Here is an 11,990-nt window from a genome sequence, read left to right on the forward strand (position 1 = left end):
GATTCCTTAATTGAAGACTGCTTCGCCGCTGCTGACAAGTCCCTATTTCTCATCACCGCCAATACAACGCCCTAACCACTAAGGTTATCTTAAGTTTTATTCAGTAGCATTCAGTTAATTAGTGAACTGTAGGGTCTTATTTTCACAATGAATGCTCGATATAAGTTACAGTGTAACGGTTTGGTTTTTATTTTGGCCACCGCACTGTTTTTTACTCTCTTCCAGAATGCACTGTTTATTGATAAAGCCTGGTCGCTTATTCACTTTGACAGCAGTGACAGTTATTGGTTTGCGGCCACCATTCCGGTGGTCATTTTTTGCGCCCTCAATATCATTTTCAGCCTGTTGGCCGTGCCGGTGCTGCGTAAGCCCATCATTATTTTGTTTTTGCTAGGCGGGGCCACTGCCAACTATTTTATGTTCAGTTATGGTGCCGTTATCGACGCCAATATGATGCAAAATGCTTTTGAAACCAATTCACAGGAAGCGACCGCCCTTTTTACGCCACGCATGGCTTGCTGGCTGCTGCTGTTAGGTATTCTTCCCGCGATAATTATCTGCTTTGTACATATTCGCGTTACGCGCCCATGGTGGTATATGTTAGGGCTGCGTGCAGCCAATATTCTGGCTTCGGCTGTGATTATCCTGCTGGTCGCAGCACTGTTTTATAAAGATTACGCTTCGCTTATCCGTAATAATAAAAGCATTGTAAAAATGTTGACGCCCTCTAATTTTGTCAGCGGCGGTTTTCAGTTCGCCAAACATAAATATTTCGCCAGTAATATGTCGCTAGTCACAATAGGTGAAGATGCCCATAAAGGCCCCTTAATTAGCGGGCAACCAAAGAAAACACTGGTGATTTTAGTGGTCGGGGAAACGGCTCGGGCAGAGAATTTCTCTTTGGGCGGCTACGGACGAGAAACCAATCCACGCCTGAAAAAACAAGATGTTACCTATTTCAAAAACGCCTCATCTTGCGGGACTGAAACCGCAGTTTCGGTGCCCTGCATGTTCTCAAACATGTCACGTAAAAATTATGATGCCACACTGGCCAGCCACCAGCAGGGCTTGATGGACATTCTTGCTCACGCCGGATTAACTGTGTTGTGGCGCGAAAATGACGGCGGCTGCAAAGGGGCTTGTGACCGTATTCCTCATCAAGATGTGACCCAGTTACAACTCGCCACCGACTGTGAGAATGGCGTCTGTTTGGATAATGCATTGCTCTATAAGTTAGATAACTATATCAATGGGCTACAAGGCGATGGGGTGATTGTTTTGCACCAAATGGGCAGTCACGGCCCGGCTTATTACCGCCGTTCGACACCAGAGATCCGTCAGTTTGCCCCAACCTGTGATAGCAACCAGATTCAGGATTGCACCCCACAAGAGTTGGTCAATACCTATGACAATTCCATTCTTTATACTGATGCAATGCTGGATAGTACGGTTAAATTGCTGCAACAACATCATGATAGGTTTAACACCGCACTGGTCTATCTCTCTGATCACGGCGAGTCATTGGGTGAAAATGGCCTGTATTTGCACGGAACGCCCTATATGTTCGCCCCCAGCCAGCAGACGCACATACCTTTTTTGATGTGGTTATCTCCTGAATATACAAAAAACTATAGCATTAACCGCCAGTGTTTATCGGATAGCGCACAACATGATGAAATTTCACAAGATAATCTCTTCCATACCCTACTGGGGATGATGAATATTCAAACTGCTGAATATCAATCTGGCATGGATTTACTACAGAAATGCCGGAGCCAGGTTAGCCAACCCATTGAGCCAAAAAATAGCCGATAGATAACTATCTTGATGCCAGCGCCCCCGCCGTTGGCATTTTTCTCTTGACCTAGACCGATCGGTCTATTAGGCTTTTAACCATGAACAAAATACAGCATACACATGTGGACACCCGTGAACATCTGTTAGCCATCGGTGAGAGCCTCAGCCTGCGCCTCGGCTTTAATGGTATGGGTCTCAGTCAGTTACTTACCACTGCGGGTATCCCTAAGGGTTCGTTTTATCACTATTTCCGCTCAAAGGAAGTGTTTGGTGAGGCGATGCTACAGCGCTATTTTGATCGCTATGATGCTGAAATGGAAAACCTATTGACGGGTTCACAAGGTGATAAACGCCACCATTTACTGCACTATTTTGCTCAAGCGATTGCTAACTATTGTGGCAGTGAATGCCACAATGCTTGTCTGGCGGTTAAACTATCAGCCGAAGTGAGTGATTTATCCGAACCTATGCGCCACGCGCTAGATATCGGTACTGCTCGCGTGATTGGTCGTTTGCAAGATGCCATCGAAGCCGGTATTGAAGAAGGCTCTTTGCGTATCACGCTTTCCCCTGCTGCCACCGCAGAAACGCTCTATGCCTTGTGGCTGGGCGCGTCACTGCGGGCAAAGGTGAAACGATCCGTTGCGCCGCTGACCTGTGCGCTAGAAAGCATCGAACTGATTTTACAACCCACCCAATAATCCAATGATCCTGAATCTTATACTTTTTATTTTCAGGATTTACCCAGTCACTAGTCGACTGGTCTATTAATATAGGACGCACCATGAAGACTGCTAAACTGTTCTCCCCTTTGAAGGTTGGCGCGCTCACTTTGCCGAACCGTGTATTTATGGCCCCACTGACGCGCTTGCGCAGTATTGAACCAGGTGATATTCCTACGCCATTAATGGCTGAGTATTATCGCCAACGCGCCAGCGCGGGTTTGATTATCACTGAAGCGACACAGATTTCTTTCCAGGCGAAAGGCTATGCCGGGGCTCCGGGGTTACACACGCCAGAGCAGTTAAATGCATGGAAAAAAATCACCCAAGCCGTTCACGATGACGGTGGGCATATTGCCGTGCAGTTATGGCATGTTGGCCGTATTTCACACAACAGTTTGCAGCCGGGCCAACAGGCCCCTGTAGCGCCTTCAGCTATCGCCGCAGACACTCGCACCACGGTTCGCGATGAAACGGGGGCCTGGGTTCGTGTTCCCTGCTCGACTCCACGCGCGCTGGAAACAGAAGAAATCCCAGGTATCATTAATGATTTCCGTCAGGCGACAGCCAATGCGCGTGAAGCTGGGTTTGACTATATTGAACTGCATGCAGCCCACGGCTATTTATTGCATCAATTTATGTCTCCGGCTTCAAACCAACGTACCGATCAATATGGTGGTAGCATTGAAAACCGCACTCGCCTGACATTGGAAGTGGTTGATGCTACTGCAGCTGAATGGGGCGCTGAACATATTGGTATTCGTATTTCCCCTTTAGGGCCATTCAATGGTCTGGATAATGGTGAAGATCAGGAAGAAGCGGCGCTGTATCTGGTTGAAGAGTTAAACAAACGCAATATTGCGTTCCTGCACATTTCCGAGCCAGACTGGGCCGGTGGTAAGCCTTATTCAGATGCATTCCGCGATGCGGTGCGCGCCCGTTTCAAAGGTGTGATTGTCGGTGCAGGTGCTTATACCGCAGAAAAAGCCGAAAACCTGATTGAGAAAGGATTTATTGACGCCGTTGCCTTTGGCCGCAGCTATATTTCCAACCCAGACTTGGTTGAGCGCTTGCAACAAAATGCACCACTGAATGAACCCGACGGCGAAACTTTCTACGGCGGCGGGGCCAAGGGCTATACTGACTACCCAACACTGTGATTCACCCGTAATTTAAATTATTAAATAACAGCCAGTTAGACTAAATATCTAACTGGCTGTTTTGTTTTTGACCGCCAAGTGCTAAATCAAAAAACTGTCATAATGCTTATTGGGTAAAACCAATGGATAAGTCTATATCATTCAACTGAACCAACTCAGTCCAATTGTTGAGGAAATCAGACCTTTGCATCATTTGGCACCACAGGGAAACTGCCAGCCACATCACGAAAAACCGGTGCAAATAGCAGTAATGCGAGTTTTGTATACGATTTATTGACATCTATAGTGGTAGTTAGTTAGGAAGACTCGCTTCAATATGAAAAACTTTTTGTGTGTCATATTGATGATGACAGTCAATCATGGAGGAACTGATGAGTCGTTCATTTATTATTAATTTATTAGCGCTCGCGAGCGTAATATCCCAAGCAGCGGCATCAACCATACCTGCCACTATTCCTGCTCCCCCGATTACAGACCATCATGCACAAAAGAAAGCTAATATCGCCGAAAAAACCCAAATTTATCTCATCGCGAGCTCATCTCAATACGATGAAAGTATTATCGCTCAGCTTAGAAAAACGTTTGGCCAGGAAGGATATGCGATTGATACAACTTATCTTGATCAGAACCCCACCCCATTAGGTTATGTCAACACCGATAAAATTCGGGCAGAAACTCTGATTAAGGCGCTAACAGATAATAATGTGAAATATTTATGGTTTGTCAAAGGAGGCTCTGGCGCACTAAATCTCTACCCGTACTTATATGCCAATAGAAAGAAAGTTTCAGCTTCCTCACCCAAAATACTTATTGGATTCAGCGATGTAACTGTCATCCATCACTATATTAATAATGATATAAATTGGCCCAGTATTCACGGCGTTCTGGCCTCCTATAACAAAGAAATGTATGAATTGAATAAAGTGGAAGAGATCAGTAAATACAGCAGCATAAATGAAATATTTCAAACAGTTAGCGGCGGCGTAACATACTCTGGAATAGAACCCATGAACCTCAGAGCCGTTGAGGGAGGCCGTGGTATCTTGAATGGTGGTAATCTGACCTTGGTTCAATCTCTATTTTCCACCCGATATGAAAAAAAATATTCTAATAAGATAATGCTTCTGGAAGACATTAATGTGACTTATAAGCAGCTTGATAGAACGCTACATCAACTTGAATACAGTAAGAATTTTCGCCAGAAAGCCGTCATTTTCGGCCAGTTCTATGAAATAAATGCGGCTCAGGAAGAAAAGGAACTGTACAGATACATCATTCAGGCGTTCGCCAAGCGGGTTGATTACCCTGTTTATTATTATCCCGACTTTGGTCATGGAACAACCAACCAGCCTTTCCTCCTTGCTCAGCGAGTCAGTATTTCATGTAACCATAATTCTCGGTATTGTAGCCTTACTCAGCCCCCTCTAACGCTCTAATAGATCGTGGTGCGTATCCTTGATTGGGTATCCATAAGGACTTCATTCCATACACTGCATATGACCAACATTAGGTCACCCGAGATGTCACTGAATTAGGTTAGCTAAGGTAGTGAGTAGGATAATATTCCTATATGATGGGAACTTAGTTTTGATTTATAATGACTTTTAAATATTAAACCGTTGATTGCAAAGAGGTATTATGAAGCGCTTACTCCATACCATGATCCGCGTTGGTGACTTACAACGTTCCATCGATTTCTACACCAAGGTATTAGGAATGCGTTTGCTGCGGACTAGCGAAAATACCGAGTATAAATATTCGTTGGCATTCGTCGGCTATAGCGATGAGAGCGAAGGCTCAGTGATTGAGCTGACTTATAATTGGGGCGTAGACAGCTACGAAATGGGGACTGCATTTGGTCACCTGGCGCTGGGTGTAGATGATGTTGCCGCCACCTGCGACCAAATTCGTCATGCCGGAGGCAAAGTCACCCGTGAAGCTGGCCCGGTCAAAGGCGGTAATACGATTATTGCTTTTGTCGAAGATCCCGACGGTTACAAAATCGAGTTAATCGAGAATAAGAGTGCCGGACACGGCCTCGGAAACTGATTAGCCCGAAGGCACCGGTAAGGTGCCTTTTTTCTCATCGCGATATCCCCCTGCATCCCACGCCAAAATTTGACATAATGCGTGCTGAATTCGTTGAAGATAAGAAACTGATGGCAGATAAAAGTGATCTTAACGCCCTAAGTGGCCGTTTTCGTGGGTATTACCCAGTAGTAATTGATGTAGAAACCGCCGGTTTTAATGCTCAAACTGACGCATTACTCGAAATTGCCGCCGTAACATTGCAAATGAACAAGGATGGCTGGCTGCTGCCTGATGAAACGCTTCATTTTCATGTGGAGCCGTTCGAAGGTGCCAACCTGCAACCGGAAGCACTGGCATTTAATGGGATCGACCCCAGCAACCCATTACGAGGTGCAGTCAGTGAGCATGATGCTTTGCATGCCATTTTCAAAGCCGTTCGTAAAGGACTGAAAGATAAAGGCTGCAACCGCGCCATTATCGTCGCGCATAATGCCCATTTTGACCACAGCTTTGTGATGGCCGCGGCTGAACGCGCGAGCTTGAAGCGCAACCCGTTCCATCCCTTTGCTACTTTCGATACCGCCGCTCTCAGCGGGCTGGTTCTGGGGCAAACCGTATTGGCAAAAGCTTGCCTGACGGCAGGTATTCCATTTGATAGCAGCCAGGCGCACTCTGCCTTGTACGATACAATGCAAACGGCAAAATTGTTCTGTGAGTTGGTCAATCGGTGGAAAAAACTGGGTGGCTGGCCGGTACCTGCGGGTGAATCTGAGTAATGTAATTCCAAGGGAACCCAATATTTACCGATTAAAAAAGGTGGCCTGCAAGCCACCTTTTTAGTTGTACTGCCCCTCCAGCCGATTACTCTGCTGCGGGTTTCTCTTCTTCAGTGCGATATTTATCTGCTGTTTCTTTCAACAGTTGTTGCAGTTCGCCACGCTGATACATTTCCATCAGGATGTCACAGCCGCCAACCAATTCGCCGTCGACCCATAATTGTGGGAAGGTTGGCCAGTTAGCATATTTTGGCAGCTCAGCACGAATATCTGGGTTTTGCAAAATATCTACATAAGCAAAACGTTCGCCACACGCGGAAAGCGCCTGTACCGCCTGAGCAGAGAAACCGCAGTTTGGCAGCTTAGGTGAGCCTTTCATGTAAAGCAGGATTGGATTTTCTGCTATCTGGCGCTGAATTTTATCAATCGTCGTCATTTCTTGCTTCCTCAAGCCATTTCGTGGCTACAATACTTAGAACCTAACCATTAGGGCTATTTTATTATTGCGTCCTGTCTATTGTAGCGACTGTCACTACTGGAATAAAACGCCATCTTTTGCAGGGGCTTTACTCTTTCAGCAAATGGTTATATTGTCAGCTACAAATATGTGCATTCAGAATAACATTTTTGATCCCATTACTTCATTATTATCTTCATCGTGGGATACCAGAAATGTCGGGTAGCTAACCCGTTGACATATGGTTGATTTAAGGCCATTTGCCGGGTGAAAAAGCGACGATTGCGACGCCATTAATGTTTTCTCACAATATCGACTCAAATCCTGTCGCTCTCTGCTTTTTTATATCGTGAGTTTCGGCAATACTGTGACTCTTCGTATTCATTTCAGGGCCAAGGTTGGTAGCGTTATTATGCGTTTAATTGTTACGCTGTTTGTGCTGCTTTTTACCCAGCTATTTCTAAACCTTGCGCATGCATCGCCGCAGGCTCACGTTTCGGCCGAGCAAAAGAAAGGTCAAATCAGTCAGGCGAGCCCCGATGACCGTAAAAAACGTAAAGCCGATAGAACAACCAAAAAAGCCAAAGTGACCAGCGATAAAACCGCCAGTAAAAATGTCACAAATAAAACAATAGCCAATAACGATAAAAAGAAAACAGCAGCCACTGCCAGCAAAGTTATTAAGAAGAAAGTACAAGAGGTCAGTAACCCTACAAAAAAATCAGACAGCAATAAAACAATTCCGAGTAAAACAATCGCGACTAAAACACCTCAGATTAAAACCGCCGCCCATAAAAAAGTGGCGGTGGGTAAAATAGAGAAAGTTGCTTATGGCCGCCACCGAAATAAAACCCAAGGTAAAGCAGAGACCAAATTAGCGGCAAATAATAAGCTCACGCTCAGCCCTGCACATAAAAAACGCTATCAGCACGCCAAACAGACTGCGATGAGCAAACTGATGAAGCAAGTCGGTAAACCTTATCGTTGGGGGGGGACCTCCCCTAATACAGGTTTTGATTGCAGTGGGCTTATTTATTACGCCTATAAAGATGTCATCAGAATAAAAATGCCACGCACGGCTAATGAAATGTATCATTTACGCGATGCCGCACCGGTGAAACGCGCGGAATTAGAAAGCGGAGATTTAGTCTTCTTCAATATTGCTAATCGTGGTGTTGCTGATCATGTCGGCGTTTATTTAGGCAATGGCAAATTTATTCAGTCACCGCGTACTGGTGAAGAAATTCGCATTAGCATGCTAGATAATGACTACTGGCAAGATCATTATGTTGGCGCTCGCCGCGTCGTGACACCCAAAACTATTCGTTAATCAAAAAACGGGCCGCTAATCTCGATCCCCGCACCTGGTAGACCTATCGGGTGCCAATAACTCAATCATCGCCCCTCAATCACATAACTTCAGCACATGCTTTTCACACAATACCCCATCAAACGATGTGGTTATATCTGTCATTTCTGTTGAAAGTTGTTAAGATTAATACCCACAACAAAAATACAATAATTACGATTTTAACCGCCCCTCACCCCATCTTAGCGACTGCAAATGGTTGGATTTGAGGAGCAAACACCCTGAGCAACCCCGAAAGGAGAGAGCGATGTCTTTTGAATTACCGGCATTACCTTATGCACAAAATGCACTGGAACCGCACATTTCTGCTGAAACGCTGGAATACCATTACGGCAAGCACCACAACACTTATGTGGTCAACCTCAATAATCTGATTAAGGATACTGAGTTTGCAGGTAAATCCTTGGAAGAGATTATTAAAACTTCCAGTGGCGGTGTCTTTAATAATGCAGCCCAAGTCTGGAACCACACCTTTTACTGGCACTGTTTATCACCGAATGGTGGCGGCGAACCTACCGGCAAAGTTGCCGATGCCATTAATCAATCCTTTGGTTCTTTCGCTGAATTTAAAGCACAGTTTACTGATGCGGCGGTGAAAAACTTTGGCGCAGGCTGGACGTGGCTGGTCAAAAAAGCGGATGGCGCACTGGCGATTGTCAGTACATCAAATGCGGCAACACCGCTGACGACGGCTGATAAGCCGCTGCTGACTGTGGATGTGTGGGAACACGCTTACTATATTGATTATCGTAATGCGCGACCAAAATATCTGGAAAACTTCTGGGCCTTAGTAAATTGGTCTTTCGTTGAGAAAAATTTAGCCTGATACAGCGCAAACAGAAAGACAACACGCGTGGATATTATCAGTAGAAATAATTAAGGGCGGTTTAACCGCCCTACTAATGGCTTCACACCGGCAAGTGGTTTAATTAATTCATTACCGCCACGAAGCTAAAAGCAATAATCATCGCCAGCGCACCAACAGTCGTAATCAGCGACATTTTCAGATTGGTATCCATAAAAACTCCTCAGCCGGTTAATTTTTATACTTGGTCATATTTCAAGTAGCATCTGCGTTAACTACGTTAAATCGCCCGAATCACTTACACTGTAAGTGTATCGGAGGCTCATCCTACGTGTCAGCACAAGCTCTGTTCAAAATGGTTTACAACCAATTTGCCTTTCACTTGCCGCTTTCCTGCAACTCGAATTATTTAAAGTATAGTAAGGTAAAGGCACACAATTAGTGCGTTAAATCATTTTCCCACAGTTAAGAAAAAAAATCTTGTGCTCATTACGCACTTTATAACTTTGATTACCTCTTTCACTTTTCCTCCAGATCAGCCAAAATTCGCAGTTCATAACTGTATGCCGACTAATAATGTCCAATAAAACCTCTCAGACAGCCTGCTGATTCAACTTACCAGCCTACTCTTGTGTCTCTGTCTGAGCGGTGTTCGAGTCATACAGGCAAACGATTAACATAATACTTACCTACTGCAACAGGTGAGCTTAGGAGTCATTCTTTTTATGGCAACGATTAAAGATGTGGCCAAACACGCGGGTGTGTCTACCACCACCGTTTCGCACGTTATCAATAAAACTCGTTTCGTCGCCGAAAATACCAAGGCCGCTGTGTGGGCGGCCATTAAAGAGCTGCATTATTCGCCCAGTGCTGTGGCCCGCAGCTTGAAAGTTAATCACACTAAATCAATTGGCTTGTTGGCAACATCCAGTGAAGCACCCTATTTTGCTGAGGTAATCGAAGCAGTTGAAAATAGCTGTTATAGCAAAGGCTACACCCTGATTTTGTGTAATTCTCATAATAATCTGGATAAACAAAAAGCCTATCTGTCCATGCTGGCGCAAAAGCGTGTCGATGGATTATTGGTGATGTGTTCTGAATATCCTGAACAATTACTGGGGATGTTAGAAGATTATCGCAATATTCCAATGGTTGTGATGGACTGGGGTACTGCCCGTGGCGATTTTACTGACTCGATTATTGATAATGCATTCGAAGGAGGTTATTTGGCTGGCCGTTATCTTATTGAGCGCGGTCACCGTGATATCGGGGCGATTCCCGGTCAGTTATCGCGAAATACCGGTGGTGGTCGCCACCAGGGCTTTCTGAAGGCACTGGAGGAAGCCAATATCCCGCTGCGTGACGAATGGGTGGTTCAGGGGGATTTTGAGCCAGAATCCGGTTATAAAGCTATGCACCAAATTCTGACACAAAAACACCGCCCGACCGCCGTATTCTGTGGCGGTGATATTATGGCAATGGGTGCAATATGCGCGGCGGATGAATTGGGCCTGCGGGTGCCACAAGATATTTCAGTGATCGGTTATGATAATGTGCGCAATGCACGCTATTTCTCACCGGCGCTGACCACGATTCATCAGCCCAAAGAGAGATTAGGGGAAACCGCCTTTGCCATGTTGCTCGACCGCATTGTCAGTAAACGCGAAGACCCACAAACTATTGAAGTACATCCTAAACTGGTTGAACGCCGATCGGTGGCAGATGGCCCATTCCGCGATTATCGCCGCTAATCTTCGCCCGCCGGTAGCGCCCTGTTACCGGCAACTAATTCTGCCGTGCTTAATCATTACCCATGTCATTATCATCTCTTAGCCACTCATTATTAAGTGTGACACTGTCACCTAAATACGCCAGCATCCATGCTAAGGCTGGCGAATGATTATTCTGCTCCCACGTCAAGCAACACGGGCTATCAGGAAGTGGCTCGGCCAATGTTAATGCCACCAGTTTCCCTTGTTCAATCAAGGGCGATACCATATGCGCGGGCACCATTCCGACACATAATCCTGCACACAGACAATCTATTCCCGTGGCCCAATCCGGTGCCACTAAGCGCTGTTGGTTATCCAAGGTCCAGGTATCTCGTTTCGGCAAATTTCGCGCAGTATCCTCCAAACAAAGTGAGGGATAAGGCCGCAATTGGTCATCAGTAAGGGGCCCGGTTAAGTAAGCTAAGGGGTGATTGACGCTCACGACACAATGCCAGCTTAAAAAGCCCATGTCGCGGAAGACAAATCGCCCGCCAACCGGGATGGCGCGAGTCGCTCCAATGGCCATTTCAGCTTGTCCATCCGCCAGTGCATCCCAGACACCGTTAAATACCTCATAACGCACCCGCAGTTCGATATCGGGGAAATGGCGATAAAAATCCAATACTAACCGGCGGCTCCGCTGAGGTTTGACGATTTTATCGACCACGATATTGAGTTGCCCACGCCAACCATTTGCCACTTGTTGGCACTGTCGCCGTGTGCCATTCATTTTTTTGATAACATCTCTAGCTTCTTTGATAAAAACCCTGCCCGCCTCCGTCAATTCTACGTCCCGATGACGCCGCACAAATAACGGCACTGCCAGCCACTCTTCCAACTGGCGCACGGTATAACTTACCGCCGACGGGACGCGGTGCAATTCTTGAGCTGCGGCGCTGAAACTCCCGGTGCGAGCAACTGCATCGACCACATCCAATGAATATTCTGACCACATATTTTGCCCTTCCCCTAGACTAAATATTTGCCATCAATTTTTTTGATAGCATGGCGCAAATATTACCGTTTCACAACAGAATACCTCGCCGCTAGAATGCCCCCCGCAATGGAATTTCAATGATAAAAGTTTTGCCTGCAAAATTA

General features: G+C 45.9%; 12 protein-coding genes. 9 read left to right on the plus strand and 3 right to left on the minus strand.

Annotated features, from left to right (window positions below):
* Window positions 1–147: 147 nt before the first annotated feature.
* The 6 genes from eptA (at window position 148) to rnt (ending at window position 6,486) form a co-directional block, all read left to right on the plus strand.
* Window positions 148–1,815: a phosphoethanolamine transferase EptA gene (gene eptA / locus DX162_RS17005; protein WP_032819684.1), complete on the plus strand. Its 1,668-nt coding sequence runs from the start codon at window positions 148–150 to the stop codon at window positions 1,813–1,815.
* A gap of 80 nt (window positions 1,816–1,895) precedes the next feature.
* Entirely contained in the window at window positions 1,896–2,498 is a 603-nt protein-coding gene (locus DX162_RS17010) for a TetR/AcrR family transcriptional regulator (protein WP_032819682.1), read from the plus strand.
* A gap of 83 nt (window positions 2,499–2,581) precedes the next feature.
* Entirely contained in the window at window positions 2,582–3,679 is a 1,098-nt protein-coding gene (nemA, locus tag DX162_RS17015) for an alkene reductase (protein ID WP_032819679.1), read from the plus strand.
* A gap of 371 nt (window positions 3,680–4,050) precedes the next feature.
* Complete coding sequence (locus DX162_RS17020) at window positions 4,051–5,115, plus strand: LD-carboxypeptidase (RefSeq protein WP_211206593.1); 1,065 nt, start codon at window positions 4,051–4,053, stop codon at window positions 5,113–5,115.
* 202 nt (window positions 5,116–5,317) lie between these two features.
* Window positions 5,318–5,728, plus strand: coding sequence for a lactoylglutathione lyase (gloA, locus tag DX162_RS17025; protein ID WP_004390187.1), 411 nt, complete (start codon window positions 5,318–5,320; stop codon window positions 5,726–5,728).
* 110 nt (window positions 5,729–5,838) lie between these two features.
* On the plus strand, window positions 5,839–6,486 hold the full coding sequence (rnt, locus tag DX162_RS17030) for a ribonuclease T (RefSeq protein ID WP_072076379.1): 648 nt from the start codon (window positions 5,839–5,841) through the stop codon (window positions 6,484–6,486).
* A gap of 85 nt (window positions 6,487–6,571) precedes the next feature.
* On the opposite strand, the gene DX162_RS17035 is transcribed toward rnt, so the two are convergent.
* A complete protein-coding gene (locus DX162_RS17035) occupies window positions 6,572–6,922 on the minus strand; it encodes a Grx4 family monothiol glutaredoxin (RefSeq protein WP_004390185.1) in 351 nt (116 codons plus the stop codon).
* A 433-nt stretch (window positions 6,923–7,355) separates the two neighbouring features.
* Between DX162_RS17035 and DX162_RS17040 the strand changes: the two genes are divergently transcribed.
* Window positions 7,356–8,273 (plus strand): C40 family peptidase, encoded by a 918-nt coding sequence (locus DX162_RS17040; RefSeq protein WP_004390183.1) that lies wholly within the window; start codon window positions 7,356–7,358, stop codon window positions 8,271–8,273.
* A 286-nt stretch (window positions 8,274–8,559) separates the two neighbouring features.
* Window positions 8,560–9,138: a superoxide dismutase [Fe] gene (sodB, locus tag DX162_RS17045; RefSeq protein ID WP_004390182.1), complete on the plus strand. Its 579-nt coding sequence runs from the start codon at window positions 8,560–8,562 to the stop codon at window positions 9,136–9,138.
* Window positions 9,139–9,241: 103 nt separating this feature from the next.
* Here the strand turns inward: sodB and cydH are convergent, their stop codons facing one another.
* Window positions 9,242–9,331, minus strand: a complete 90-nt coding sequence (gene cydH, locus DX162_RS17050) for a cytochrome bd-I oxidase subunit CydH (RefSeq protein WP_016266160.1) — start codon at window positions 9,329–9,331, stop codon at window positions 9,242–9,244.
* A 511-nt stretch (window positions 9,332–9,842) separates the two neighbouring features.
* Between cydH and purR the strand changes: the two genes are divergently transcribed.
* The gene (gene purR, locus DX162_RS17060; protein WP_049561987.1) at window positions 9,843–10,868 is read left to right on the plus strand and encodes an HTH-type transcriptional repressor PurR; all 1,026 of its coding nucleotides are present in this window, start codon (window positions 9,843–9,845) and stop codon (window positions 10,866–10,868) included.
* Between the two features lie 49 nt (window positions 10,869–10,917).
* Here purR and punR read toward each other — a convergent pair whose 3' ends face one another.
* A complete protein-coding gene (gene punR / locus DX162_RS17065) occupies window positions 10,918–11,844 on the minus strand; it encodes a DNA-binding transcriptional activator PunR (RefSeq protein WP_004390180.1) in 927 nt (308 codons plus the stop codon).
* Window positions 11,845–11,990 lie beyond the last annotated feature (146 nt).

Source organism: Yersinia kristensenii, assembly GCF_900460525.1.
Lineage (GTDB): Bacteria > Pseudomonadota > Gammaproteobacteria > Enterobacterales > Enterobacteriaceae > Yersinia > Yersinia kristensenii.

What these genes read in the sequence shown, in the direction of transcription:
- eptA (WP_032819684.1), top strand. Translation starts at nt 148, where the DNA reads ATGAATGCTCGATATAAGTTACAGTGTAACGGTTTGGTTTTTATTTTG.
- DX162_RS17010 (WP_032819682.1), top strand. Translation starts at nt 1,896, where the DNA reads ATGAACAAAATACAGCATACACATGTGGACACCCGTGAACATCTGTTA.
- nemA (WP_032819679.1), top strand. Translation starts at nt 2,582, where the DNA reads ATGAAGACTGCTAAACTGTTCTCCCCTTTGAAGGTTGGCGCGCTCACT.
- DX162_RS17020 (WP_211206593.1), top strand. Translation starts at nt 4,051, where the DNA reads ATGAGTCGTTCATTTATTATTAATTTATTAGCGCTCGCGAGCGTAATA.
- gloA (WP_004390187.1), top strand. Translation starts at nt 5,318, where the DNA reads ATGAAGCGCTTACTCCATACCATGATCCGCGTTGGTGACTTACAACGT.
- rnt (WP_072076379.1), top strand. Translation starts at nt 5,839, where the DNA reads ATGGCAGATAAAAGTGATCTTAACGCCCTAAGTGGCCGTTTTCGTGGG.
- DX162_RS17035 (WP_004390185.1), bottom strand. Translation starts at nt 6,922, where the DNA reads ATGACGACGATTGATAAAATTCAGCGCCAGATAGCAGAAAATCCAATC.
- DX162_RS17040 (WP_004390183.1), top strand. Translation starts at nt 7,356, where the DNA reads ATGCGTTTAATTGTTACGCTGTTTGTGCTGCTTTTTACCCAGCTATTT.
- sodB (WP_004390182.1), top strand. Translation starts at nt 8,560, where the DNA reads ATGTCTTTTGAATTACCGGCATTACCTTATGCACAAAATGCACTGGAA.
- cydH (WP_016266160.1), bottom strand. Translation starts at nt 9,331, where the DNA reads ATGGATACCAATCTGAAAATGTCGCTGATTACGACTGTTGGTGCGCTG.
- purR (WP_049561987.1), top strand. Translation starts at nt 9,843, where the DNA reads ATGGCAACGATTAAAGATGTGGCCAAACACGCGGGTGTGTCTACCACC.
- punR (WP_004390180.1), bottom strand. Translation starts at nt 11,844, where the DNA reads ATGTGGTCAGAATATTCATTGGATGTGGTCGATGCAGTTGCTCGCACC.